Below are 24,435 nucleotides of genomic sequence, written 5' to 3'. Positions count from 1 at the left end.
TTTTGCTATCAGCTGATTAACGCATCAATCAGTGCTGATGACCGCCTTCACCGTGAACGTGGCCGTGAGCCACTTCTTCCTGGGAAGCATCGCGGATGGCAACGATCTTCACTTGGAAGTTCAGGCGCTGGCCGGCCAGAGGGTGGTTGCCGTCGACGGTTACGTCGTCGCCGTCCAGATCACGGATGGTCACGATCTGCATTTGGCCGTCCGGCGCGGAAGCGTGGAACTGCATGCCCACTTCCAGCTCGTCAACGCCTTCGAACATGCTGCGGCTCAGAGTGCTGACCAGCTCAGCCGAGTATTCGCCGTAGGCATCTTCAGGTTCTACGGCAACGGTCAGTTCATCACCAACTGCTTTGCCTTCCAGCGCCTTTTCCAGGCCTGGGATGATGTTACCTGCGCCTTGCAGGTAGACCAGCGGCGCGCCGCCGGCGGAGCTGTCGATGACCTCACCAGCGTCGTTGGTCAGGGTATAGTCGATGGAGACAGCCTTGTTAGCGGCGATCGTCATGGGGCGAGACCTTTTGCATAAGAATGAAGAACGGACAAGTCTAAACAAGGATTTGCCCGAAAGCGAACAGAACCCGGACAGACGGGACCGATCAAGGGTCACGGTCGTCGGTTTTCATCGGGACGAAGAACGGTATTGGGTGGCCGAGCTGTCCTGCGGCCACACCCAGCATCTGCGCCACCAGCCGCCGTGGCAATCCCGCGCCTGGGTACTCGACCCCGCACAGCGTCTGGAAAAAATAGGCCAGCCCTTTGCCTGCGGCTGGTGTGCGCAAGCGCCGAATAACGATAACCTTGACGCCTGATTCCCGGTAGGCACTCAGCCATAGAGCGCCACCGAAGCCATGCACCTCCAGAGAATTCGCATGCAGACTTTTTTTATCGCGCCCACCGATTTTGGTGTGGGTCTGACCTCCATCAGCCTTGGGCTGGTGCGCACCCTTGAGCGGGCCGGGCTGAAAGTCGGCTTCTTCAAGCCGATTGCCCAGCCGCACCCCGGCGACACTGGCCCCGAACGCTCCACCGAACTGGTGGCGCGCACCCACGGCCTCAAGCCACCACAGCCTTTGGGCCTGGCCCACGTTGAGCGGATGCTCGGCGACGGCCAACTTGACGAACTGCTCGAAGAGATCATCACCCTCTATCAGCAGGCCGCCGTGGGCAAGGACGTACTGATCGTCGAAGGCATGGTGCCGACCCGCAACGCCAGCTATGCGGCACGGGTCAACCTGCACCTGGCCAAGAGCCTGGACGCGGAAGTGATCCTGGTCTCCGCCCCGGAAAACGAAGTGCTCACCGAACTCTCCGGCCGCGTGGAATTGCAGGCCCAACTGTTCGGCGGCCCGAAAGACCCGAAAGTACTCGGCGTGATCCTCAACAAGGTGCGCACCGACGAAAGCATGGAGGCGTTTTCAGCGCGCCTTAAGGAGCATTCGCCGTTACTGCGCAGCGGTGACTTCCGCCTGCTCGGCTGCATTCCGTATCAACCGGAACTCAACGCGCCGCGCACCCGCGACGTGGCCGACCTGATGGGCGCGCAGATCCTCAACGCCGGCGACTACGAAACTCGGCGCATGACCAAGATCATCATCTGCGCCCGCACCATGCGTAATACCGTCGAACTGCTCAAACCCGGCGTGCTGGTGGTAACCCCCGGCGACCGCGACGACATCATCCTGGCCGTCAGCCTGGCCGCGATCAACGGCGTGCCGCTGGCCGGCCTGCTGCTGACCAGCGACACACTGCCCGATCCGCGCATCATGGATCTGTGTCGCGGGGCGTTTCAGGCCGGGCTGCCAGTGCTGTCGGTGAGCACCGGCTCCTACGACACCGCCAACCTGCTCAACAGCCTGAACAAGGAAATCCCCATCGATGACCGCGAGCGCGCCGAGATCATCACCGATTTCGTCGCCAGCCACCTTGATGCGCGCTGGCTGCATCAGCGTTGCGGTACACCACGGGAGATGCGCCTGTCGCCAGCGGTGTTCCGCTACCAGTTGATCCAACGCGCCCAGGCCGCCAACAAACGCATCGTGCTGCCCGAAGGCAGCGAGCCGCTTACCGTCCAGGCCGCCGCCATCTGCCAGGCCCGAGGCATTGCCCGTTGCGTGTTGCTGGCCAAACCAGCGGATGTGGAAGCCGTCGCCCGCGCCCAAGGCATCGAATTGCCTGAAGGCCTGGAAATTCTTGACCCGGACCTGATCCGCCAACGCTACGTCGAACCGATGGTCGCGCTGCGCAAAAGCAAAAGCCTCAACGCGCCGATGGCCGAGCAACAGTTGGAAGACACTGTGGTGATCGCCACCATGATGCTCGCGCTGGATGAAGTGGATGGACTGGTTTCTGGCGTTATCCACTCCACCGCCAACACCATCCGCCCTGCCCTGCAACTGATCAAAACGGCGCCGGGCTGCACGCTGGTCTCATCGGTGTTCTTCATGCTGTTCCCCGAAGAGGTGCTGGTGTACGGCGACTGCGTGATGAACCCACACCCCAGCGCTGCGGAACTCGCGGAAATCGCCCTGCAAAGCGCCGACTCGGCGGCGGCGTTCGGCATTACCCCGCGCGTGGCGATGATCAGCTATTCCAGCGGTGATTCGGCCAGCGGCGAGGAAGTGGAAAAAGTTCGCGAAGCCACCCTGCTCGCCCATGAACAGCAAAGCTCGCTGTTGATCGACGGCCCCCTGCAATACGACGCCGCCGCCAACGAGGACGTAGCCCGGCAACTGGCGCCCAACAGCCAGGTCGCCGGCAAGGCCACCGTGTTCGTCTTCCCCGACCTGAACACCGGCAACACCACCCACAAGGCCGTGCAACGCAGCGCCGATTGCGTAAGCCTGGGCCCGATGCTCCAGGGCCTGCGCAAACCGGTCAACGACCTGCCCCGCGGCGCCCAGGTCGACGACATCGTGTACACCATCGCCCTGACCGCGATCCAAGCCGCCAACCGACCAATGGATATCTAAATGCTGGATTTTCTACCTGCCGCCGTGCGCGGGGTGATCGCTTCGCTGTTACTGGCGCTGAACACGATCCTGCTGTGTTCGTTCCTGTTCATCGTTGCGCTGTTCAAGGCGCTGCCGTTTGCCAAACGCTTCAGCGAATGGCTGATGAACCACACCCACGAAGCCTGGGTCACCAACAACAAGGGCTGGATGAACCTGGTACAGCGCACGCGCTGGCACCTTAAAGGCCTTGAAGGGCTGGATTATCAACACTCATATCTGGTGACCAGCAACCACCAGAGCTGGGTCGACATCATGGTCTTGCAATACGTGCTCAATCGACGGATTCGCCCGCTGAAGTTCTTCCTCAAGCAGGAATTGATCTGGGTGCCGGTGATTGGCCTGGCGTGGTGGGCACTGGGCTTTCCGTTCATGAAGCGCTACACCAAGGCTTATCTGGAGAAGCACCCGGAGAAGAAAGGCAAAGACCTGGAAACCACCCGCAAGACCTGTGCGAAGTTTCGCGACAACCCGGTCGGGATTTTCAACTTTGCCGAAGGTACGCGGTTCACACCTGGCAAACATGCGCAGCAGAAGTCGCCGTTTCGCTATTTGCTCAAACCCAAGGCGGGTGGAATCGCATTTGTACTGGACGCAATGGGCGAGCAGCTGAAATCACTGGTGAACGTGACCATTCACTACCCTGGCGGGCGTCCTGGGTATTGGGATTTGCTATGCGGGAATGTGAAGGACGTGGTGGTGCAGTTTGAAGAGGTGCAGATTCCGACCGAGTTTATCGGTAAGAATTATGAACAGGATGGGGAGTATCGGTTGGCATTCCAGGGCTGGATTAACCAACTGTGGGAAGCCAAGGATGCGTTGCTGGACACGCTGCATAAAGACTTCCCAGACAAACGATGACCAAAATGTGGGAGGGGGCTTGCCCCCTCCCACATTTGACTGCAGCGAGGTTTAGATCGCGCCGCGCTGACGCAACAGTTCCAGCACTTGCTTGACGCTGTCTTCCAGCGACAGCGCCTGGGTGTCGAGCACCAGGTCGGCATTCAACGGCACGTCGTACGGGAAGGACTCGCCAGGGATGTTATCCCCGCCGGCCGCGTACAGGCCTTGCGGATCGCGCTCGGCGCATACCAGCGGCGACGCCTGCACGTACACGGTCAGCAGACGATCAGCGCCAATCAGCGCCTTGGCCTGTTCACGGCCTTCAGCATCCGGGGCAACGAACGCGGCCAACGTCAGCAGGCCGGCTTCGTTGAACTGGCGCGCCACGTGAGCGGCACGACGCCAGTTCTCGGTACGCCCGGCACGATCCTGTGGCAGACCTTTGTTCAGGTCGTGACGCAGGTTCTGGCCATCCAGCACAAATACCGCACGGCCCATGTCGAACAGCTTGCGCTCGACCGCATAGGCCAAGGTGCTCTTGCCAGCGCCGGACAGGCCGCTGAACAGCACGGTGGCCGGTTGCTGGCCAAAGCGCTGGGCACGCTCTTCGGTGGCCACATGTGCCAACTTGCCATGCTGCGCCGCGCTGCCGTGGGTAACCGGCGGTGCGATGATCATGCCTGCGGCGACGGTGCCGTTGGTCAAGCGGTCGATAACAATGAACGCACCCGTGGTGCGGTTGCTGTCGTAACCATCCAACGCGATGGCGGCGTCGAGGCTGACCTTGACCCGGCCAATCTCGTTCAACTGCAGCGAACTCGCCGGGCCTTCGGCCAGGGTGTTCACGTCCACGCGGTGCACGATGCTGGTGATGGAACCCGGCACGTAGCTGGTGGCGCGCTTGATGTCGTATTTCTTGCCCGGCAGCATCGGCTCTTCGGCCATCCACACCAGCATGGCGTCGAAGGCGTCAGTTACTTGCGGCACGTTGTCGGCATGCACCAGCAGGTCGCCACGGGAGATGTCGATCTCGTCTTCCATGGTCAGGGTCACGGCCTGGCCTGGGCCGGCGTGTTCCAGTTCACCGTCGAAGGTGACGATGGACTTGACGCGACTGCTCTTGCCCGACGGCAGAACAACGATTTCGTCGCCCTTATGCACGATGCCGCTGGCCAGGGTGCCGGCGAAACCACGGAAGTTCAGGTTCGGACGGTTGACGTACTGCACCGGGAAACGCAGGTCGGTGTAGTTGCGGTCGTTGGCGATCTCGACGGTTTCGAGGATTTCCATCAGCGACTGGCCGGTGTACCAAGGCGAACGCTCGCTCTTGTTCACCACGTTGTCACCCTTGAGCGCCGACATCGGCACAAAGGCCATGGTGCTCGGCTTGAAGGCGATACCGTCGGCGAACTTCAGGTAATCGGCCTTGATCTGCTCGAAAACGCTCTGGTCGAAGCCATTGATGTCCATCTTGTTGACGGCGATCACGATGTGCTTGATGCCCAGCAACGAGGCGATGAAGCTGTGGCGACGGGTCTGGGTCTGCACGCCGTAGCGGGCGTCGATCAGGATGATCGCCAGGTCACAGGTGGAGGCACCGGTGGCCATGTTGCGGGTGTACTGCTCATGGCCGGGGGTGTCGGCAATGATGAATTTGCGCTTGGCGGTGGAGAAGTAGCGGTAGGCAACATCGATGGTGATGCCCTGCTCACGCTCGGCCTGCAGGCCGTCGACCAGCAAGGCCAGGTCGATGTCGTCACCGGTGGTGCCGGACTTCTTCGAATCGCGGGTGATGGCTTCCAGGTGATCTTCGTAGATCATCTTGGAGTCGTGCAGCAGGCGCCCGATCAGGGTGCTCTTGCCGTCATCGACGTTGCCGCAGGTCAGGAAGCGCAACATCTCTTTGCGCTCGTGCTGGCCCAGGTAGGCGAGGATGTCCTCGCTGATCAAATCAGATTGATGGCTCATTGGGTTCAAGCTCCAAGCTGTAAGCTTCAAGCGGCAAGCTTGTCGGCGTACAGCTAGTCAGAAATTTTGTTGATCAGGCCGCAGAGCATTTTTGAAAGCTCGCGAGTTTCTGCAATCCAGTTATCAGCCAGCGGGTGGTCGATATAAGCAATGTCGCTGCCGATTAGAATCTGTGTCCGTAACTCTCCACAAGAAGCCTTAGCGATCCAGAGAAATCGTATCTTTTCTTTGGCGCTACGACGTTCCATTCCTTCAGCAATATTGGATGGCACCGAAAGCGCTGAGCGAGTGATCTGGTCCTTGAAACCAAGATCCCTGCATTGAGCAAACTCTCGATAGATTTCCACCGCCAAACACTTGCTTCGCTGCCAAACAACCAGCCTCTCGAAGTCCATTACGAGTCACTCGATCGCGGCTCGCAGCAACCGGCTGCGAGCACCAAACTGCAAAATTACGCATACCGCCCTTAACTTGCAGCTTGCCGCTTGTAACTCGAAGCTTAGAAGTACCCCTGCCGTTTTTTATCTTCCATTGAGCCGGCGCCATCATGGTCGATGACACGGCCCTGGCGCTCGGAAGTTCGCGTCAGGAGCATTTCCTGAATGATGTCCGTCAGCGTCTCGGCTTCGGACTCCACCGCGCCCGTCAACGGGTAGCAGCCAAGGGTACGGAAACGTACTTTCTTTTTGACGATACGGGCTTTGTCTTCGTCGGACAGGTGCTCGAGGATGCGGTCGTCGTCGATCATGATCAACGTGCCGTTCTTCTCGATCACGTCGCGTTCGGCGGCGAAGTACAGCGGCACGATCGGGATGCCTTCCAGGTAGATGTACTGCCAGATGTCCAGCTCGGTCCAGTTGGACAGCGGGAACACACGGATCGACTCACCCTTGTTGACGTTGCCGTTGTACACGTTCCACAGCTCGGGACGCTGGTTCTTCGGGTCCCAGCGGTGCTTGCTGTCGCGGAACGAGTACACGCGCTCTTTGGCGCGGGATTTCTCTTCATCACGACGGGCACCGCCGAAGGCTGCGTCGAAACCATGCTTGTCCAAGGCCTGCTTGAGGCCTTCGGTCTTCATGATGTCGGTGTGCTTGGCGCTGCCGTGGGTGAACGGGTTGATGCCCTGCGCAACGCCATCGGGGTTGACGTGGGTGATCAGGTCCAGGCCCAGTTCCTCGACCATCTTGTCGCGGAACGCGTACATCTCCTGGAATTTCCAGCGGGTGTCGACGTGCATCACCGGGAACGGCAGTTTGCCTGGGAAGAAGGCCTTGCGTGCCAGATGCAGCATCACGGCGGAGTCTTTACCGATCGAGTAGAGCATCACCGGGTTGTCGAACTCGGCGGCGACCTCGCGGATGATGTGGATGCTTTCCGCCTCCAGCTGTTTCAGATGCGTCAGTTTGTCGACCATGGTTACTCACGGAAAAACGATCTTATGGACGGCCTGCGGGCCGTGTTCGAGCGAGGCATGCTAGCACAGCACCTTCTTCTATTCAGGGAGCTGGCTAGATCGAAACGGTATATGAATATGCCCCCAGGTTTGGCCTGCGATACTGCCAAGCCCCCTCCCACATTTAGATTGGGTTGGGGCAGTCGATGAATAGATGTTCGAGAGCAAAACGCCGCGCCAGGTAATCACCCAATGCCTGTACGCCATAGCGCTCGGTGGCGTGATGGCCGGCGGCGATGAAGCTGATGTCGTTTTCCCGCGCGCTGTGGAAGGTTTGCTCGGAGGCTTCGCCGCTCAGGAAAAGGTCGACGCCGGCAGCAATCCCATGGTCGATGTAGCCTTGGCCACCGCCGGTGCACCAGCCGACGCGGCGGATCATCTCACTGCCTTCGATCAGCAGCGGTTCGCGACCCATGACGTCCTGCACACGGCGGGCAAAGTCGCGGGGCGACAGGGGTTCGGCGAGGGAGCCGACCAGACCGACGATCTTGGGGTTGCTCGGGTCGAGCGGGCCTTCGACGGTGATGTCCAACTGCCTGGCAAGCTGCACGTTGTTGCCGACGTCGGGGTGCAGGTCCAGCGGCAGGTGATAGGCCAGCAAACTGATGTCGTGCTTGAGCAGGGTTTTGAGGCGGCGCTGCTTCATGCCGGTGATGCAGGGGTTCTCGCCTTTCCAGAAATAGCCGTGGTGCACCAGGATCAAATCGGCCTGGGCTTCAACGGCCGCGTCCAGCAGGGCTTGGCTTGCGGTAACGCCGCTGACGATGCGCATCACCTGCGGGCGACCTTCAACTTGCAGGCCATTGGGGCAGTAGTCGGCGATTTTTGCACTGCCGAGGTAGCGGTCTGCTTCCTCGACGAGGGTGGTAAGGGGGACGGCCATAAAAGACTCCTAAATATCCCGTTCCGAGGCGCTCGCAGCCTCGTATAATGCGCGACATTATGGGCGCTCTCCCGCCCCCTGCAACCTGTCAGGACTTACTTGATGCTCAAGGCACTGCGTTTTTTTGGATGGCCATTGCTGGCTGGCGTGCTGATCGCGATGCTGATTATTCAGCGTTATCCCCAGTTGGTGGGCTTACCCAGCCTTGATGTCAACCTGCAACAGGCGCCGCAGACCAGCGCGGTGGTGCAAGGCCCGGTGACGTACGCCGACGCAGTGGTCATTGCCGCTCCGGCGGTGGTCAACCTGTACACCACCAAGGTCATCAACAAGCCGGCGCATCCATTGTTTGAGGACCCGCAGTTCCGCCGCTATTTCGGTGACAACGGGCCCAAGCAGCGGCGCATGGAATCCAGCCTGGGTTCCGGGGTGATCATGAGCCCCGAAGGCTACATCCTCACCAACAACCACGTGACCACTGGCGCCGACCAGATTGTGGTGGCGCTGCGTGATGGCCGCGAAACCCTGGCCCGTGTGGTGGGCAGCGACCCGGAAACGGACCTGGCGGTGTTGAAGATCGATTTGAAAAACCTGCCCTCCATCACCCTCGGCCGTTCCGACGGCCTGCGGGTGGGTGATGTGGCGCTGGCCATCGGCAACCCGTTCGGGGTGGGCCAGACGGTGACCATGGGCATCATCAGCGCCACCGGCCGTAACCAGTTGGGCCTCAACAGCTACGAAGACTTCATCCAGACCGACGCGGCGATCAACCCTGGCAACTCCGGCGGCGCGCTGGTGGATGCCAATGGCAACCTGACCGGTATCAACACCGCGATTTTCTCCAAGTCCGGCGGTTCCCAAGGCATCGGTTTTGCGATCCCGGTGAAGCTGGCGATGGAAGTGATGAAGTCGATCATCGAGCACGGCCAGGTTATTCGCGGCTGGCTGGGGATCGAAGTACAACCGCTGACCAAGGAACTGGCCGAGTCGTTTGGCCTGACCGGGCGCCCTGGCATCGTGGTCGCGGGGATCTTCCGCGACGGCCCGGCGCAGAAAGCCGGCCTGCAGTTGGGTGACGTGATCCTGAACATCAATGGCGAACCGGCAGGTGATGGCCGTAAGTCGATGAACCAGGTGGCGCGGATCAAGCCGACCGACAAGGTGGCGATCCTGGTGATGCGCAACGGTAAAGAGATCAAGTTGTCGGCGGAAATCGGCCTGCGCCCGCCGCCGGCTCCGGTAAAAGAAGAGGAATAAGCCGCCTCGTCCAGGTGCCCTTTCGCGGGCACCTGTAAGTTAATGTTTCACAGCAATTCACTCTCATTAGTCATGTTATATTGTTTCAATATCGCTATTGGAACGCTCTATCATGCCGTCTCGAAGAATTGCCCCCTTGGCTGGCCTGGCCTTGGGTTTGCTGCTCGACCCCGCCTTTGCCGAAGAAACCACCGTCGAACTCGATACCATCAGCGTCACTACCGACGCCTATGAATCCGCCACCGGCCCGGTGAAGGGCTACCGCGCCACTCGTTCGGCCAGCGCGACTAAAACCGACACGGCCCTGCGCGATATCCCACAATCCATCAGCGTGATTCCCGCCACGGTGCTCAAGGACCTGGGTAGCACCAATGTGGAACGCGCCCTGGAATTTGCGGGCGGCGTGTCCAAGCAAAACAACTTCGGCGGCCTGACCCTCTACGAATACAGCGTGCGCGGGTTCACCACCTCGGAGTTCTACCAGGACGGTTTCAGCGCCAACCGTGGTTACCCGAGCACACCGGATGCGGCCAATATCGAACGCATCGAAGTGCTCAAGGGCCCGGCAGCCAGTCTGTATGGGCGCGGCGATCCCGGTGGCACCGTGAACATCGTCACCAAGAAACCCCAGCCTGAGGCCTTCACCACCCTGCAAACCAGCGCAGGCAGCTGGGACCGTTACCGCACTGCCATCGACGTCAACACGCCGCTGGACGGCGAAGGCCACGTGCTGTCACGGGTCAACCTGGCGGTAGAAGACAACCACAGCTTCCGCGATCACGTGCAGAGCAAACGCGTATTCGTCGCACCCTCGTTCAGTTGGCAGTTGGACCCGGACACCAGCCTGCTGGTGGAAAGTGAATTCGTGCGCCACAGCTCCACGTTCGACCGTGGCATCGTCGACGCCCCCGGTCTGTCGCGCTCCACCTTCCTCGGCGAGCCCAACGACGGCGATATCGACAACCACAACAACCGCATCCAGGCGACCCTTGAACATCACCTCAACGACGCCTGGAAACTGCGCCTTGCCAGCCATTACAAACAAGGCAGCCTGTGGGGTGACGCCTCGGAAAACCGGCCACTCAGCGCCGACGGCCATACCCTCAACCGCCGCTACCGCGAACGCTCCATGGGCTGGCACGACAGCATCACCCAATTGGAACTGCGCGGTCTGTTCGACATCGGCAGCTGGCAGCATGAACTGCTGGTGGGCACCGAATACGAGGACTACCGCAAGAAGGAACGCGTGACCGCCATCGCCGGCAGCCCGGGTAGCTCATACGCTATCGACATCTACAACCCGGTCTACGGCCAAACCAAACCCAATGGCATACGCTCCGGCACTGACTTTTTCGAGCAGACCAAAAGCCACGCCCTGAACCTGCAAGACCAGATCGTCTTTACCGACCGCCTGCGCGGCATGCTCGGCGCACGCTTCGAGCATTTCGAGCAAACCGTCGATGACTTCACCCGCAACGCCCCGCCGAGCCGGCAAACCCACGACGCCCTCACTCAGCGTGCCGGCCTGCTTTATCAACTCACCCCTGAAGTCGGCGTATTCGCCAACGCTTCGACCTCGTTCAAGCCCAACAGCGGCCTGGACGCCGCGGGCAACACCTTCAAGCCCGAAGAAGGCGTGGGTTATGAAGTGGGGATCAAGAGCGAGCTGTTCGACGACCGCCTCAGCACCACCGTCGCCGCGTTCCATATCGAAAAGGAAAACGTACTGGCCCTGGACCCGGCCACCAACACCAACCGCGCCATGGGCAAGGCGCGCAGCCAGGGCGTTGACTTGCAACTGACCGGACAACTGACCGACGCGATACGGGTGATCGGCGCCTTCGCCTACATCGACGCCGAAGTGACCAAAGGTGACAAGGCCATTCCGGCAGGCAGCCGCATTCTCGGCGTGGCCAAGCGCAGTGGCAGTCTGTTGGGAGTGTATGAATTCCAGGATGGCGCGTTGCGCGGCTCGGACCTTGGCGCGGCATTCACCTATGTGGGCGACCGCTCGGGTGAAGCCGGCAGCCGTTTTGAACTGCCGGCCTACCACACCGTGGATCTGCTGGCGCATTACAAGGCGACCGAGAACGTGACGGTGGGCCTGAACCTGAACAACCTGTTTGACGAGAAGTACTACGAGCGGTCCTACAGCAACTACTGGGTCAACCCCGGCGAACCGCGCAACCTGACTGTCAGCCTGACCCTCAACCTGTAATACAAATCAAAAAATGTGGGAGAGCTTGCCCCTCCCACATTTGGACTACCGCATGACTTGACTACAGGGACAACGGCGCTCTTTCGCACAACGTATTGAGCGCCGCCGCCCACTGCGGATCATCATTCAAGCACGGTACCAATACCAATTCCTCGCCCCCCGCCTCGCGGAACTGCTCCAGGCCGCGATCGCCAATCTCTTCCAGGGTCTCGATGCAATCGGCGACAAACGCCGGGCACATCACCAGCAGCTTTTTCACGCCTTGTTGAGCCAGCGCCTCCAAACGCGCTTCGGTGTAGGGTTCGATCCACTTCGCACGGCCCAGGCGCGACTGGAACGCCACCGACCATTTGCCATCCGGCAAACCCAGGCGCTCGGCCACATCGCGGGCAACACTGAAACATTGTGCGCGATAGCAGGTGGCAAGCACTTGCGGCGAGGCGTTCTTGCAGCAGTCGGCATCCTTGAAGCAATGCTGGCCGGTCGGGTCGAGCTTTGTCAGATGGCGCTCGGGCAAACCATGAAAGCTCAGCAGCAAGTGGTCGTAATCCTGCTCGACATAACGCCGGGCGCTCGCCGCCAGGGCATCGAGGTATTCGGGCTGATCGTAGAACGGCTGCAGGATCGAGAACTGCACATTCAGTTTCTTGTCTCGCACCACGCGCCGGGCCTCTTCGATCACTGTGGTCACAGTGCTGTCGGCGAACTGCGGGTACAAAGGCGCCAGGGTGACCTTCTGAATGCCTTGGGCAGCCAGCCGGGTGAGGGTCGTTTCCAGGGACGGCTCGCCGTAACGCATGGCCAACTCTACGGGGCCTTGGGTCCACTGCGCGGTCATCTGCTGTTGCAGCCGGCGACTGAGCACCACCAGCGGCGAGCCGTCATCCCACCAGATCGACGCATAGGCATGGGCCGACTGCTCGGGGCGCTTGATCAGGATCAGCGACACCAGCAAGCGCCGCACCGGCCATGGCAGGTCGATCACATAAGGGTCCATCAAAAACTGGTTGAGGTAGCTGCGCACATCGGCCACCGAAGTGGACGCCGGTGAACCCAGGTTGACCAGTAACAACGCGTGATCCGTCATGCAACATCCTATCTCTAGAGGCGGCTGGACAAGTCATCCAGAGCCGCATGCAACTCAGTGAACTGGAAAATGAAACTGGCGGCCATCAAGCGTTCGGGTATCGCCTTCTGCCCGCCCAGCAACAGCCCCGACAACTCGCCCAAGCCGACTTTCAGCGCAAAGGCCGGCATCGGCATGAACGCCGGGCGGTGCAGCACCTGGCCCAGGGTCTTGGCGAACTCGCGGTTACGCACCGGGTGTGGCGCGCAGGCATTATACGGACCGCTGGCGTCATCCTTGTGCAGAAGAAAATCAATCAGGGCGATTTGATCCTTGATATGCACCCAGGGCATCCACTGCCGACCATTGCCGATCGGCCCGCCCAGCGCCAGTTTGAACGGCAGCAGCAGCCGCGACAAAAAGCCGCCCTCGGCCGCCAGCACCAATCCGGTCCTTACCAGCACCACACGGATGCCCAGGGCTTCGGCGCGCTGGGCGGTCTCTTCCCAGGCGATACACAACTGGCTGGGGAAGTCGTCCTGCACCGGGCCGCTGGCCTCGGTCAGTTCGCGCTCGCCGCCGTCGCCGTACCAGCCTACCGCCGAACCGGAAATCAACACCGCCGGCTTTTGCTCAAGGCCTTCGAGCCACGCCAGCAGGGTTTCGGTAAGGCCGATGCGGCTGCTCCACAACAGCGCCTTGCGTTTGTGGGTCCAGGGGCGGTCGGCGATGGCGGCGCCGGCGAGATTGACCACCGCGTCCACGGCGCCGATCACCTCTTCCAGGCGCGCAACGCCCAGCACCTGCGCGCCACACAGGGCGGCAACCTCTTCAGGATGGCGGCTCCACACGGTCAGGCGATGGCCTTGGGCGAGCCAGTGTTGGCAGAGCTGGCGGCCGATCAAGCCGGTACCGCCGGTCAGCAAAATATGCATGGGATCTTCCTCATGTAACGTTCGCCGCCGATCACTGGTCTATTTTATAAGCAGGGATCAATTTGTAATCGGGCGTGGCTGTTGTTTAAGCCTCAGCTTAACCATAGGTCACGCCAGACGTTCAGGTACGCCAAAACTTATACCAAAAAACAATATTGTACAGCTATTGGTGTCGGCGTAGTCTGTACCCAACGGTAAAACGAGGCCTCCCATGACTGTCCCCATCGCGATCATCGGTACCGGCATCGCCGGTCTCTCCGCCGCCCAAGCGTTACGAGACGCCGGGCACGCTGTAAAACTTTTCGATAAAAGCCGCGGCAGCGGTGGCCGCATGTCCAGCAAGCGCAGCGATGCCGGCGCGCTGGACATGGGCGCCCAGTACTTCACCGCCCGCGACCGACGCTTCGTCAACGAAGTGCAACGCTGGCAGAGCAACGGCTGGGCCGAGCAGTGGAAACCGCAGTTGTACAACTTCAAATCCGGCCAGCTCACGCCCTCCCCCGACGAGCAGATCCGCTGGGTCGGCTCACCGCGCATGAGCGCCATCACCCGCGCCCTGCTCGATGACTTGCCGGTGGAATTCGGTTGCCGCATTACCGAGGTGTTCCAAGGCACCCAGCACTGGAACCTGCTCGACGCAGACGGCGGCAGCCATGGCCCATTCAGTCATGTGATCATCGCCACGCCAGCGCCCCCAAGCCACTGCCCTGCTGGCCGCCGCGCCCAAGCTGGCCAGTGCCGCCGCCGGGGTGAAAATGGACCCCACCTGGGCCATCGCCCTGGCCTTCGACAAGCCCCTGGATACACCGATGGAAGGCTGTTTCGTACAAGACAGCCCCCTCGACTGGCTGGCGCGCAACCGCAGCAAACCCGGACGCGACACCACCCTCGATACCTGGGTGCTGCACGCCACCAGCGCGTGGAGCAAAGCCCATCTGGACTTGCCCAAGGAAGCCGTGATCGAACACCTGCACGGCGCCTTCGCCGAATTGCTGCACAGCGCCATGCCTGCGCCGTCCTTCAGCCTGGCGCACCGCTGGCTGTATGCGCGCCCGTCCAGCAGTCACGAATTCGGTGTGCTGGCAGATGCCGACCTGGGTCTGTACGTGTGTGGCGACTGGTGCCTGTCCGGTCGCGTCGAAGGCGCCTGGCTCAGTGGTCAGGAAGCTGCACGACGCCTGATCGAGCACCTGCAATGAACCGCCTCAACCCCGCCAAGTTGCTGCTGTCGAAGTGGACAGCAGCCCACCCCCGCAACAAGGAAAAACACTTTCTGGTCACCGAATTGTTCCGGGACGAAGAAGGTACCGTGCTGGAAATCGAGCTGCAGGCGATCATGACCAAACGGGCCGAACGCCTGCCGTGGCAGACTTTGCAGAATGCCGAGGCCTGGAAAATCGGCTGGAAATAATCCCCACGAAAAAACCTGTACAAATAATTTGACTTGCACAGCATCAAACCTATGATGAGATTTAGTTGTACAACGCCTAAAGCTTGTACAGGAATTTATCAGGGGTTTGCCGATGTCCAGCAGCGCAAAACCAAAGATCGCTATCAGCGCCTGCCTGTTGGGCGAGAACGTGCGCTTCAACGGCGGCCATAAACAATCCCTGCTCTGCAGCCAGACCCTCGCCGACTATTTCGACTTTGTGCCGCTGTGCCCCGAAGTCGCCATCGGCCTGGGTATCCCCCGCGAACCGATCCGCCTGGTCGGTGACCCTGCCCACCCGCAGGCCGTGGGCACGGTGCACCGCGAACTCAACGTGACCCAGCCGCTGGCCGATTACGGTCAGCAGATGGCACAGGAACATACCGACCTGTGCGGTTACATTTTTATGCAGAAGTCGCCGTCCTGTGGCCTGGAGCGGGTCAAGGTGTACCGCGAAAACGGCACCCCGGTCGACGGCGGCGGGCGCGGCATCTATGCCCAGGCGTTTTGCGCACGCCATCCCAACCTGCCGGTCGAAGAAGACGGCCGATTGAATGACCCGGTGCTGCGGGAAAACTTCCTGACCCGCGTGTTCGTCTACGCCAGTTGGCAGCAACTGCTGGCCGAAGGACTGAGCCGTCACGGCCTGCTGGCCTTCCACTCGCGCTACAAGTACCTGCTGATGGCCCACAGCCCCGCCCATTACAAAAGCCTGGGTCACCTGCTGGGCAGCATGGGCAAAGGCACCGACCTCAGTGAATTGGCCGCGTGTTACTTCAGCGACTTGATGACCGGCCTGACCAAGTGCGCCACCCGCGGTACCCACACCAATGTGCTGCAACACATCAGCGGCTACCTCAAACAGGTCATCAGCGCCGACGACAAGCAGGAAATGCAGACCGTCATCGGCCAATACCGCCACGGCATCGTGCCACTGGTGGTGCCGTTGACCCTGCTCAAACATCACTTTCGCCAACACCCGGACCGCTACATCGCGCAGCAGGCCTATCTGCAACCGCACCCGGAAAACCTCAGCCTGCGTAATGCGATCTAGACCATGAAAGTTGCCCTGCAAGACGAACCCGGCGAAGACATCGCCCAAGCGCTGGAAGACGGCTGGCTGCCGATCCGCGAAGTGGCGCGCCAGACCGGCGTCAACGCCGTGACCCTGCGCGCCTGGGAACGCCGCTATGGCCTGATCGTGCCCCAGCGCACGCCCAAGGGCCATCGGCTGTTCAGCGCCGACCATGTGCAACGCATCCACGCCATTCTCACCTGGCTCAATCGCGGCGTGCCAGTCAGCCAGGTCAAACACCTGCTTGACACTGCCCAGACCAGCCCCGACACGGTACAGAATGAATGGCACACCCTGCGCCAGACCCTGGTGCAGGCCATCAGCGAACTGACCGAGCGCCGGGTCGACGACGCCTTCAACCAGGCCATGGCGCTCTACCCGCCGCGCACCCTGTGCGAACAACTGCTGCTGCCACTGATCATCGAGTTGGAGCAGCGTTGGCAGGGCCAGTTCGGCGCGCAGATGGAGCGGGTGTTTTTCCTGTCCTGGCTGCGCAGCAAGTTCGGTGCGCGCATCTACCACAACAATCGCCAACTGCACGGTGCGCCACTGCTGCTGGTCAACCAGTCCGACCTGCCACTGGAGCCGCACCTGTGGCTCAGCGCCTGGCTGGCCAGCAGCGCCGATTGCCCGGTGGAAGTGTTCGACTGGCCGCTGCCCGCCGGCGAACTGGCCCTGGCGGTGGAGCATCTGCAACCGCGTGCGGTGCTGCTGTATTCGAGCAAGGCCCTGCACTTGCCGGCGCTGACCAAACTGCTGATGGGCGTCAGTTGCCCGACGCTGCTCGTCGGACCAACGGTGTGCATCCATCACGCTGAGTTAGCCGTATTAACCCGTGACACTCCTGAATTGTTCGTGGCCGAAGAGGTGTTGTCGGCTCACCAGTTACTGATCCAGCGTGGACTTATCTAAATGCATTTGATCTGGCTGCGCACCGACCTGCGCCTACACGACAACACCGCCCTGGCCGCCGCAAGCCAGCGTGGCCCGGTCGCCGCCGTGTACCTGATCACGCCTGAGCAATGGCTGGCTCACGATGATGCTCCGTGCAAAGTCGACTTCTGGCTGCGCAACCTGCAGCGCCTGAGCCAGGCCTTGGGTGAGCTGAACATCCCGCTGTTGATCCGTACGGCGGCCACTTGGGATCAGGCGCCCGCTGTGCTCAGCGAACTGTGCCGGGCGCTGTCGGTGCAATCGCTGCACGTCAACGAGGAGTACGGCATTCACGAAAGCCGCCGTGACGCCGCCGTCGCCCAGGCGCTGGAGGCCGAAGGCGTGACTTTCCACAGCTACCTTGACCAATTGTTCTTCCAACCGGGCAGTGTGCTGACCAAGACCGGCACCTACTTCCAGGTATTCAGTCAGTTCCGCAAGGTCTGCTACACACGGTTGCACAGCGCGCTGCCACGGTTGGTACACACGCCAAAGGCCCAGGCCAGACTCGACCTCAACAGCGATCCGGTCCCGGCCACCGTTGCCGGTTTCGAGCCGCCCAGCGACACCCTGCGCGCCCTCTGGCCCGCAGGTGAAGACGAAGCCCGGCGGCGCCTCGACGCCTTCGCCGACCAGCAGATCAGCTATTACAAAGACGAGCGCGACTTCCCCGCCAAGCCCGGCACCAGCCAGTTGTCGGCCTACCTCGCGGCAGGCGTGGTCTCGCCGCGCCAGTGCCTGCATGCCGCGTTGCAGACCAACCAGGGCGAATTCGAAAGTGGCGACATCGGCGCCATCACTTGGATCAACGAACTGCTCTGGCGTGAGTTCTACAAACACATCCTGGTGGGCTACCCACGGGTGTCGCGCCACCGTGCGTTTCGCCCCGAAACCGAAGCCGTGGCTTGGCGTGATGCGCCCAAGGATCTGGCGGCCTGGCAAGAAGCTCGCACTGGCCTGCCGATCATTGACGCCGCCATGCGCCAACTGCTGGAAACCGGCTGGATGCACAACCGGCTGCGCATGGTGGTAGCGATGTTCCTGACCAAGAACCTTCTGATTGACTGGCGTGAAGGCGAGCGCTTCTTTATGCGCCACCTGATCGACGGTGACCTGGCGGCCAACAACGGCGGCTGGCAGTGGAGTTCGTCCACCGGCACCGACTCGGCGCCGTACTTCCGGATCTTCAGCCCGCTGAGCCAGTCGGAAAAGTTCGACAGCGAAGGTGTATTCATCAAGCACTGGCTGCCGGAGCTGGCCGCCCTGAATAAAAAGGAAGTGCACAACCCCCAAGCCGTCGGTGGTCTGTTTGGCGTAGCGGATTATCCGCGCTCGATTGTCGACCTGAAAAAGTCCCGCGAGCGAGCCCTGGCCGCCTTCCGCAGCCTGCCTTCGCGCAGTCGGTGGTCGAACATGAGTGACTTCCTGCAACGCTTCGCCCAGACCTTCGCCACGCTGGACAAGCACAACCTGCATCTGCTCGACAGCCTATACAGCAAGGACATTGCCTTTACCGACCCGCTGCACGAGGTCCATGGCCTGACCGCGTTGCACCGCTATTTCGCCGAGCTGTACAGCAATGTCAGCCAGCTGCGCTTCGACTTCCACGGTTTCGACCAAGTAGCCGAAGGCGAAGGCTACCTGCGCTGGAAAATGAGTTTTTGCCACCCGCGCCTGGCCAACGGCCAAGTCATCCGGGTGGAGGGGTGCTCGCACCTGATGTGGCGGGACAAGGTGTACCGCCACCGCGATTACTTCGATGCGGGCGCCCTGCTCTACGAACACCTTCCCGTCCTGGGCAGAGTCGTCAGTTGGTTGAAAAGGAGAGTGGGATGAAAGCAGTGTCGCCACGTCGTTATTGGCTGACCGGTGCCAGCAGTGGGATTGGTGCCGCGTTGGCCGTGGAGTTGCTGGACAGCGGCGCCCATGTAGCCTTGAGTTCCCGCACCCAGGCGCCGCTGGACGCACTGGCCCAACGTTACCCCGGCCAAGTGCTGGTGGTGGCCGGTGACCTGACCAACAGCCAGACGGTACGCGAGATCGGGGAGCATATCGGTGCTGTCTGGGGTTCGCTCGACACCGTGATCCTCAACGCCGGCACCTGTGAGTATGTCGACGCCAAGCAGTTTGATTCATCGATCATCGAGCACGTGGTGCGCACCAACTTGCTGGCCAGCAGTTATTGCATCGAAGCGGCGCTGCCGTTGCTGCGTGCCGGGCGCACCCCGCACCTGGTGGGTGTCGCCAGCGCCGTGACCTACCTGCCGATGCCCCGCGCCGAAGCCTATGGCGCGTCCAAGGCCGGGCTGCGTTACCTGTTCGAATCCCTGCGCATCGGCCTGTCGCCGGAAAACATCGACGTCACCGTGATCAGCCCAGGCTTTGTCGACACGCCACTGACCGAGCGCAATGACTTCCCGATGCCCCTGAGCTGGCCGGCCGACAAGGCGGCTCGGCACATCTTCGCCAAGCTGGACAAGCGCCCACTGGAAATCGCCTTCCCGGCCTTGTTCATTGCGACCCTGTGGCCACTGTCGAAACTGCCTAACCGTGCGCAATTGATCATCGGCAAACGCATGCTGCGCAGCCCGCCACCGAAAAAGGACGACCAGTGAAGATCGCCATTATCGGCAGCGGCATTGCTGGCCTGACCAGCGCCTATCTGCTCAGCCGCCGTCACGAGGTCACCGTGTTTGAAGCGGGCAATCGCATCGGCGGGCATACCCATACAGTCGATGTCAGCGTCGATGGCAAAAGCTACGCGGTGGACACCGGCTTTATCGTGTTCAACGATTGGACGTATCCCAACTTCATCCGCTTGCTGGGGCAGATCGGCGTGACGTTCAAACCCACCGAGATGAGCTTCTCGGTGTGCGACGAAAGCACCCGGTTCGAATACAACGGCAACAACCTCAACAGCCTGTTCGCCCAGCGCCGCAATATCCTGTCGCCGGGCTTCTGGGGCATGTTGCGCGACATCCTGCGCTTCAACCGCCAGGCGCCGCTGGACCTGCAGGAGCAACGCATCAGCGCCGAGATGACCTTGGGCGATTACCTCGCGGCCGGGGGTTACGGCGAACGCTTTGTGCGGCACTACATCGTGCCGATGGGCGCGGCGATCTGGTCGATGTCCCTGGCAGACATGCTGGGCTTTCCGTTGCAGTTCTTTGTGCGCTTTTTCAAGAACCACGGCTTGCTGTCGGTGAACAACCGGCCGCAGTGGTGCGTGATCGAAGGCGGGTCCAGCCGCTACATCGAACCGTTGACGCGCCGCTTTCGCGAGCAGATTCGCCTCAATTGCCCTGTGCATAACGTCGAGCGCACCGGGGACGGCGTAGTTATCCACAGCCCTGCCGGCAGCGAGGCGTTTGACCGGGTGGTGTTCGCCTGCCATAGCGACCAGGCACTGGCATTGCTCGCCGACCCCAGCCAGGCCGAACAGGAGATTCTCGGTGCCCTGCCCTACGCCGACAACGACGTGGTCCTGCACACCGACACCCGCCTGCTGCCCGACCGCGAGCTCGCCTGGGCCAGTTGGAATTACCGGCTGAGCGGCAACGCCCAGACCCAGGCAGCCGTCACCTATGACATGAACATCCTGCAAGGCATCGAGAGCGCCACCACCTTTTGCGTCAGCCTCAACCAGACGCCGATGATCAACCCACTGAAGATCCTTGCGCGCTACACCTACGCCCATCCGCAATACAGCTTGGCGGCGGTGGCCGCGCAAAACCGCTGGGAAGAACTGGCCGGGGCGCGCAACACCTTTTATTGCGGCGCCTACTGGGCCAATGGCTTCCACGAAGACGGCGTGGTCAGCGCCCTGCGCGTGGCCCAGGCCTTTGGGGAAACCCTGTGAACAGCGCCCTGTACAGCGGCTGGATTGCCCATCGACGGTTTGCGCCCAAGGCCCATGCCTTTCGCTACCGCATCGGCCTGCTGTACCTGGACTTGAGCGAACAAGACGAAGTCCTCGGGCTGTCGCCGTTGGCGGGGCACAGTCGCCTGGCGCCCTTCGGTTTTCGTCAGCAGGATTACCTGCGTGAATTCACGCGCCACGGCATGAGCTTGAGCGATGCCGTGCGCCAGGAAGTCGGCAAGGCGCTGGGGCGTACGCCTCAGGGCGTTATCTGCCTACTGACCCAGGCCCGCAGTTGGGGCCTGGCCTTTAATCCCGTGAGTTTCTTCTACTGCTTCGAGGCCGATGGGCAACTGGCCGCGATCCTGTGTGAAGTGACCAACACCCCGTGGCGCGAGCGCTACCACTACGTGCTGCCGGCCCAGGCCCTGAACGCTGATGAGCACCAGCATTTCGCCGTGGCCAAGGTCTTCCATGTGTCGCCGTTCTTGCCCCGCGACCTGGAATACCGCATGAGCTTCAGCCCGCCCGCCGCCAGGCTCGGCGTGCACATGGCCGACTGGCAGGGCGAGCTGAAAGTGTTCGACGCCACCTTGAGCCTGCAAAAGGAAGCGCTGAACCGCGCCAGTCTGCATCGCTACTTGTGGCGATTTCCGTGGATGACCGCCAAGACGTGCCTGGCCATTTACTGGCAGGCGCTGCGCCTTTTTCTTAAGCGCACACCGATTTTTTCCCACCGGGCCGCCGATGGCGCCTCTCGTACAGCCGTCGGGTATACCAAGGATCGCCGCCATGAAATCCCCTAGCTTATCGGTCAAGACCAACCGCCTGAACGTCAACGGCGTGACCAGTGCGCTGCTGCGCAAGGGTGTGCTGCGCCAACTCAGCCAATTGCGCCACGGCCAACTGGTGGTGATCGAGGACGGCGAACGGCAAGTGTTCGGCGCACGGGAAGCGCACTTGCTGGGGGAAATCCAGATCCTCGACCCTGCGGTCTGGGGCTTGGTGGCGGCCAACGGCTCCATCGGCGCCGGCGAGGCGTTTATCCACGGGTATTGGAGCAGCCCGGACCTGACCGCCGTGGTACGCGTGATGGTCAGCAACCTGGACGTGCTCGACGCCATGGAAGGTGGCCTGGCGCGGCTGGCACGCCCGTTCACCCAAGGCCTGCACTGGCTCAACCGCAACACGCGCAAGGGCTCGCAGAAAAACATCGCCGCCCATTACGACCTGGGCAACGACCTGTTCGAAGAATTCCTCGACCCGACCATGATGTATTCGGCGGCGCAATTTCTGAGCCCCGACGACACCCTGGAACAGGCGCAACTGAACAAGCTGGAACGCATCTGCCAGAAGCTCGCACTCAAGCCCACCGACCACCTGCTGGAAATCGGCACCGGCTGGGGCAGCATGGCGCTGTATGCCGCGCAGCACTATGGCTGCAAGGTCACCACCACGACCTTGTCCAAGGAGCAGTTCGCCTACACCGAAAAACGCATCGAAACCCTCGGCCTGCACGACCAGGTCACATTGCTGCTGAGTGACTATCGCGACCTCACTGGCCAATACGACAAGCTGGTGTCCATCGAGATGATCGAAGCCGTGGGCCATCGCTTCCTGCCGACCTACTTCAAGCAATGCGCGCACTTGCTCAAGAGCGATGGGCTGATGCTGCTGCAGGCCATCACTATCCGCGAGCAACGGTTTGAGCAGGCCAAGAACAGCGTGGACTTTATCCAGCGCTACATCTTCCCGGGCGGCGCCTTGCCCAGTGTGCAGAACATGCTGCAGATCGTCAGCCGCGACACCGATATGAACCTGCTGCACATGGAAGACTTTGGCCTGCACTACGCGCGAACCCTGCGCCTGTGGCATGAGAATTTTCGTCGCGCTCACGGCCGCCTGACAGAAATGGGCTACGACGAATACTTCCTGCGGTTGTGGGAGTTTTACCTGTGTTACTGCGAAGGTGGCTTTATGGAGCGCACCATCGGCACCGCGCAATTGCTGCTGGCCAAACCGGCAGCGATCACCCCTCCGTTGCTCGGGCGCTTCAATGCTTAAAAACCTGGCCAATGCCGCGCTGTTCCAGTGCGGCTGGTTTGCGTGTGTACTGGGTGGCGACAGCGGGTGGTTACTCGTTGGGCTCGCTGCGCTGGCTGTTCATCTGCTGTGGATAAGTTCATGGGCCGAAGACGGCAGACTGATTCTCAGCGTGACGGTGCTGGGCACATTGCTGGATACGGCGTTACGCACGCTGGGCGTGTTTCAGTTCACCGAGCCGGGCCCGCTGATTCCGTTCTGGTTGATGCTGCTATGGGCGCTACTGGCGACGACACTGCGTCATTGTTTGGCCTGGAGCACCCGGCCTCGCTGGCGCGCAGCCCTATTGGGCGCCGTGGGCGGCCCCATGTCTTATTACGCAGGCAGCCAACTGGCCGGGGTGAGCTTCGGTTACGCGCTGTGGCCGAGCCTGTTCGGCTTGGCACTGCTGTGGGCTGCGCTCTTTGTACTGCTTGCTCGCGCCGCGACAAAATACTGAAGCCGGTCGGCTTTTTCTTGCAGCTTGCCGCTCAAAGCTTGAAGCTGCCGCCATGACCAACATCCCCCACACCCAAATCACTGAGTCCGCCGTCACCTGCTCGACGTGCGCGGCCTGTTGCTGCCAGCTGGAAGTCATGCTGATCACCGACACCGGCGTGCCGGAGCGCTATATCGACACTGACGATTGGGGCGGCGAAGTGATGCTGCGCCTGGACGACGGCTGGTGTGCGGCGCTGGATCGGGACACGATGATGTGCACGATCTATGAGCGTCGGCCGCTGATTTGCCGGGAATTCGAGATGGGCGCACCGGAGTGCATCGAAGAGCGCCAGGGGATTGCGACGGCGTATCGCTGACCCAAAGACCGATGAAGATTAAATGTGTGAGGGGGCTTGCCCCCTCACACAAGGGATTTGCGCAATTACAGCTGCAGGGTGTAGTGCAACGAGTAACTCTCTACCCCATCATTGTTGCTGCTGATCCCGGCATTGGAGTAGTGCGTGGCACGAATGCCCACTTCATGCCCACCGGTAAACCGCAGGCCGAACCCCAAACGGTCTTCGAACTGAAAGGCCTGGCCGATGTTGTTGTCTTCCAACTTCGTGCGGGAGAACACCGCCACCCCGATCCCCGCCTCGATGTAAGGCTTGACCGATTCCCCGGCAAACTCATACACGAACACCGGCGAGAACGACAGGCTGCTGGCACTGGCGCGCTTGTCGCCATCCCAGTAGGTATAAGCGCCGCTCCAGTAACCGGTCAGGCGACCCACATCGCTCTGCCACCAGCTTTTATCCCAGTCCGACGTGAGCCCCAATCGGTAGGTCATGGTCGAGTCGCTGGTGCTGCCTACGCCAAACTCCAGGCCAGCAGCCTGGGCCGAAACCGAGTGTCCCACCACTACGGCCGCAATCGCGGCCAAACAGAACAAGCGCTTCATAAGAAACAGTCC

Annotated in this window: 23 protein-coding genes and 2 pseudogenes; 17 read left to right on the top strand and 8 right to left on the bottom strand. The window is 61.3% G+C overall.

From position 1 onward, the window contains the following. Positions 1 to 28: 28 nt before the first annotated feature. A complete protein-coding gene (locus IQK56_RS04045) occupies positions 29 to 514 on the bottom strand; it encodes an FKBP-type peptidyl-prolyl cis-trans isomerase (RefSeq protein WP_032886172.1) in 486 nt (161 codons plus the stop codon). Between IQK56_RS04045 and IQK56_RS04040 the strand changes: the two genes are divergently transcribed. From IQK56_RS04040 to IQK56_RS04030, 3 genes are read left to right on the top strand one after another with little or no spacing between them, the layout of a single operon-like run. Beyond that, complete coding sequence (locus IQK56_RS04040) at positions 483 to 818, top strand: DUF3565 domain-containing protein (RefSeq protein WP_150760820.1); 336 nt, start codon at positions 483 to 485, stop codon at positions 816 to 818. The genes IQK56_RS04045 and IQK56_RS04040 overlap by 32 nt on opposite strands. Positions 819 to 878: 60 nt before the next feature. After that, positions 879 to 2,978: a phosphate acetyltransferase gene (pta, locus tag IQK56_RS04035; protein ID WP_122309169.1), complete on the top strand. Its 2,100-nt coding sequence runs from the start codon at positions 879 to 881 to the stop codon at positions 2,976 to 2,978. Next, positions 2,979 to 3,878, top strand: a complete 900-nt coding sequence (locus tag IQK56_RS04030; protein WP_193862123.1) for an acyltransferase — start codon at positions 2,979 to 2,981, stop codon at positions 3,876 to 3,878. Between the two features lie 51 nt (positions 3,879 to 3,929). On the opposite strand, the gene cysN is transcribed toward IQK56_RS04030, so the two are convergent. From cysN to IQK56_RS04010, 4 genes are all read right to left on the bottom strand, one after another. Continuing rightward, the gene (gene cysN, locus IQK56_RS04025; RefSeq protein ID WP_193862124.1) at positions 3,930 to 5,828 is read right to left on the bottom strand and encodes a sulfate adenylyltransferase subunit CysN; all 1,899 of its coding nucleotides are present in this window, start codon (positions 5,826 to 5,828) and stop codon (positions 3,930 to 3,932) included. A 53-nt stretch (positions 5,829 to 5,881) separates the two neighbouring features. Then, positions 5,882 to 6,223: a four helix bundle protein gene (locus IQK56_RS04020; RefSeq protein ID WP_122309165.1), complete on the bottom strand. Its 342-nt coding sequence runs from the start codon at positions 6,221 to 6,223 to the stop codon at positions 5,882 to 5,884. Positions 6,224 to 6,327: 104 nt separating this feature from the next. Next, complete coding sequence (gene cysD, locus IQK56_RS04015) at positions 6,328 to 7,245, bottom strand: sulfate adenylyltransferase subunit CysD (RefSeq protein ID WP_032886164.1); 918 nt, start codon at positions 7,243 to 7,245, stop codon at positions 6,328 to 6,330. Between the two features lie 163 nt (positions 7,246 to 7,408). Next, complete coding sequence (locus IQK56_RS04010) at positions 7,409 to 8,167, bottom strand: Nif3-like dinuclear metal center hexameric protein (protein WP_122309163.1); 759 nt, start codon at positions 8,165 to 8,167, stop codon at positions 7,409 to 7,411. A gap of 102 nt (positions 8,168 to 8,269) precedes the next feature. Between IQK56_RS04010 and algW the strand changes: the two genes are divergently transcribed. Both algW and IQK56_RS04000 read left to right on the top strand, forming a co-directional pair. Beyond that, on the top strand, positions 8,270 to 9,424 hold the full coding sequence (gene algW / locus IQK56_RS04005; RefSeq protein WP_122309161.1) for a Do family serine endopeptidase AlgW: 1,155 nt from the start codon (positions 8,270 to 8,272) through the stop codon (positions 9,422 to 9,424). A gap of 112 nt (positions 9,425 to 9,536) precedes the next feature. After that, positions 9,537 to 11,642, top strand: a complete 2,106-nt coding sequence (locus tag IQK56_RS04000) for a TonB-dependent siderophore receptor (RefSeq protein WP_150760822.1) — start codon at positions 9,537 to 9,539, stop codon at positions 11,640 to 11,642. Between the two features lie 61 nt (positions 11,643 to 11,703). On the opposite strand, the gene hemH is transcribed toward IQK56_RS04000, so the two are convergent. Further along, positions 11,704 to 12,729 (bottom strand): ferrochelatase, encoded by a 1,026-nt coding sequence (hemH, locus tag IQK56_RS03995; protein ID WP_193901548.1) that lies wholly within the window; start codon positions 12,727 to 12,729, stop codon positions 11,704 to 11,706. A 14-nt stretch (positions 12,730 to 12,743) separates the two neighbouring features. Continuing rightward, on the bottom strand, positions 12,744 to 13,643 hold the full coding sequence (locus tag IQK56_RS03990; RefSeq protein WP_193862125.1) for a TIGR01777 family oxidoreductase: 900 nt from the start codon (positions 13,641 to 13,643) through the stop codon (positions 12,744 to 12,746). Positions 13,644 to 13,854: 211 nt separating this feature from the next. On the opposite strand from IQK56_RS03990, the pseudogene IQK56_RS03985 reads away from it, so the two are divergent. The 12 genes and pseudogenes from IQK56_RS03985 (at position 13,855) to IQK56_RS03935 (ending at position 23,839) form a co-directional block, all read left to right on the top strand. Beyond that, positions 13,855 to 14,842, top strand: a pseudogene (locus tag IQK56_RS03985) (NAD(P)/FAD-dependent oxidoreductase). Next, positions 14,839 to 15,054, top strand: a complete 216-nt coding sequence (locus IQK56_RS03980) for a TIGR02450 family Trp-rich protein (RefSeq protein ID WP_122309151.1) — start codon at positions 14,839 to 14,841, stop codon at positions 15,052 to 15,054. The pseudogene IQK56_RS03985 and the gene IQK56_RS03980 overlap by 4 nt, the downstream one beginning before the upstream one ends. Positions 15,055 to 15,166: 112 nt before the next feature. Next, a complete protein-coding gene (locus tag IQK56_RS03975) occupies positions 15,167 to 16,126 on the top strand; it encodes a YbgA family protein (protein ID WP_122309149.1) in 960 nt (319 codons plus the stop codon). 3 nt (positions 16,127 to 16,129) lie between these two features. Further along, entirely contained in the window at positions 16,130 to 17,059 is a 930-nt protein-coding gene (locus tag IQK56_RS03970; RefSeq protein WP_193862126.1) for a MerR family transcriptional regulator, read from the top strand. After that, positions 17,060 to 18,478 (top strand): annotated as a pseudogene (phrB, locus tag IQK56_RS03965) (deoxyribodipyrimidine photo-lyase); the annotation flags it as partial. Between the two features lie 15 nt (positions 18,479 to 18,493). Continuing rightward, positions 18,494 to 18,916, top strand: coding sequence for a nuclear transport factor 2 family protein (locus IQK56_RS31020; protein WP_122309143.1), 423 nt, complete (start codon positions 18,494 to 18,496; stop codon positions 18,914 to 18,916). Then, entirely contained in the window at positions 18,913 to 19,695 is a 783-nt protein-coding gene (locus IQK56_RS03960) for an SDR family NAD(P)-dependent oxidoreductase (protein ID WP_193862127.1), read from the top strand. Before IQK56_RS31020 ends, IQK56_RS03960 begins: the two co-directional genes overlap by 4 nt. Next, positions 19,692 to 20,939, top strand: a complete 1,248-nt coding sequence (locus tag IQK56_RS03955; protein ID WP_193862128.1) for an FAD-dependent oxidoreductase — start codon at positions 19,692 to 19,694, stop codon at positions 20,937 to 20,939. Before IQK56_RS03960 ends, IQK56_RS03955 begins: the two co-directional genes overlap by 4 nt. After that, positions 20,936 to 21,745, top strand: a complete 810-nt coding sequence (locus tag IQK56_RS03950) for a DUF1365 family protein (RefSeq protein WP_193862129.1) — start codon at positions 20,936 to 20,938, stop codon at positions 21,743 to 21,745. The genes IQK56_RS03955 and IQK56_RS03950 overlap by 4 nt, the downstream gene beginning before the upstream one ends. After that, entirely contained in the window at positions 21,732 to 23,003 is a 1,272-nt protein-coding gene (locus IQK56_RS03945) for an SAM-dependent methyltransferase (protein WP_122309135.1), read from the top strand. The genes IQK56_RS03950 and IQK56_RS03945 overlap by 14 nt, the downstream gene beginning before the upstream one ends. Continuing rightward, positions 22,996 to 23,481, top strand: coding sequence for a DUF2878 domain-containing protein (locus tag IQK56_RS03940; protein WP_193862130.1), 486 nt, complete (start codon positions 22,996 to 22,998; stop codon positions 23,479 to 23,481). Before IQK56_RS03945 ends, IQK56_RS03940 begins: the two co-directional genes overlap by 8 nt. A 52-nt stretch (positions 23,482 to 23,533) precedes the next feature. Then, positions 23,534 to 23,839 carry a YkgJ family cysteine cluster protein gene (locus tag IQK56_RS03935; RefSeq protein WP_122309131.1) on the top strand — a complete coding sequence of 102 codons (306 nt, stop codon included), beginning with the start codon at positions 23,534 to 23,536 and terminating at the stop codon, positions 23,837 to 23,839. A 65-nt stretch (positions 23,840 to 23,904) separates the two neighbouring features. On the opposite strand, the gene IQK56_RS03930 is transcribed toward IQK56_RS03935, so the two are convergent. Further along, positions 23,905 to 24,423 (bottom strand): acyloxyacyl hydrolase, encoded by a 519-nt coding sequence (locus tag IQK56_RS03930; protein ID WP_122309129.1) that lies wholly within the window; start codon positions 24,421 to 24,423, stop codon positions 23,905 to 23,907. Between the last annotated feature and the right edge of the window lie 12 nt (positions 24,424 to 24,435).

The sequence above is a fragment of the Pseudomonas cyclaminis genome (genome assembly GCF_015163715.1).
GTDB lineage: Bacteria > Pseudomonadota > Gammaproteobacteria > Pseudomonadales > Pseudomonadaceae > Aquipseudomonas > Aquipseudomonas cyclaminis.
Note: the sequence above shows the minus strand (reverse complement) of the source record. Positions and strands in the feature narration are given on the sequence as shown.

Bases quoted from the DNA above. Each gene is read 5' to 3' on its own strand.
- IQK56_RS04010 (WP_122309163.1), bottom strand. From the start codon at position 8,167: ATGGCCGTCCCCCTTACCACCCTCGTCGAGGAAGCAGACCGCTACCTC.
- hemH (WP_193901548.1), bottom strand. From the start codon at position 12,729: ATGACGGATCACGCGTTGTTACTGGTCAACCTGGGTTCACCGGCGTCC.
- pta (WP_122309169.1), top strand. From the start codon at position 879: ATGCAGACTTTTTTTATCGCGCCCACCGATTTTGGTGTGGGTCTGACC.
- IQK56_RS03945 (WP_122309135.1), top strand. From the start codon at position 21,732: ATGAAATCCCCTAGCTTATCGGTCAAGACCAACCGCCTGAACGTCAAC.
- IQK56_RS04000 (WP_150760822.1), top strand. From the start codon at position 9,537: ATGCCGTCTCGAAGAATTGCCCCCTTGGCTGGCCTGGCCTTGGGTTTG.
- cysD (WP_032886164.1), bottom strand. From the start codon at position 7,245: ATGGTCGACAAACTGACGCATCTGAAACAGCTGGAGGCGGAAAGCATC.
- IQK56_RS04020 (WP_122309165.1), bottom strand. From the start codon at position 6,223: ATGGACTTCGAGAGGCTGGTTGTTTGGCAGCGAAGCAAGTGTTTGGCG.
- cysN (WP_193862124.1), bottom strand. From the start codon at position 5,828: ATGAGCCATCAATCTGATTTGATCAGCGAGGACATCCTCGCCTACCTG.
- IQK56_RS03980 (WP_122309151.1), top strand. From the start codon at position 14,839: ATGAACCGCCTCAACCCCGCCAAGTTGCTGCTGTCGAAGTGGACAGCA.
- IQK56_RS03960 (WP_193862127.1), top strand. From the start codon at position 18,913: ATGAAAGCAGTGTCGCCACGTCGTTATTGGCTGACCGGTGCCAGCAGT.
- algW (WP_122309161.1), top strand. From the start codon at position 8,270: ATGCTCAAGGCACTGCGTTTTTTTGGATGGCCATTGCTGGCTGGCGTG.
- IQK56_RS03940 (WP_193862130.1), top strand. From the start codon at position 22,996: ATGCTTAAAAACCTGGCCAATGCCGCGCTGTTCCAGTGCGGCTGGTTT.
- IQK56_RS31020 (WP_122309143.1), top strand. From the start codon at position 18,494: ATGAGTGACTTCCTGCAACGCTTCGCCCAGACCTTCGCCACGCTGGAC.
- IQK56_RS03975 (WP_122309149.1), top strand. From the start codon at position 15,167: ATGTCCAGCAGCGCAAAACCAAAGATCGCTATCAGCGCCTGCCTGTTG.
- IQK56_RS04040 (WP_150760820.1), top strand. From the start codon at position 483: ATGGAGACAGCCTTGTTAGCGGCGATCGTCATGGGGCGAGACCTTTTG.
- IQK56_RS04030 (WP_193862123.1), top strand. From the start codon at position 2,979: ATGCTGGATTTTCTACCTGCCGCCGTGCGCGGGGTGATCGCTTCGCTG.
- IQK56_RS03935 (WP_122309131.1), top strand. From the start codon at position 23,534: ATGACCAACATCCCCCACACCCAAATCACTGAGTCCGCCGTCACCTGC.
- IQK56_RS03930 (WP_122309129.1), bottom strand. From the start codon at position 24,423: ATGAAGCGCTTGTTCTGTTTGGCCGCGATTGCGGCCGTAGTGGTGGGA.
- IQK56_RS03990 (WP_193862125.1), bottom strand. From the start codon at position 13,643: ATGCATATTTTGCTGACCGGCGGTACCGGCTTGATCGGCCGCCAGCTC.
- IQK56_RS04045 (WP_032886172.1), bottom strand. From the start codon at position 514: ATGACGATCGCCGCTAACAAGGCTGTCTCCATCGACTATACCCTGACC.
- IQK56_RS03970 (WP_193862126.1), top strand. From the start codon at position 16,130: ATGAAAGTTGCCCTGCAAGACGAACCCGGCGAAGACATCGCCCAAGCG.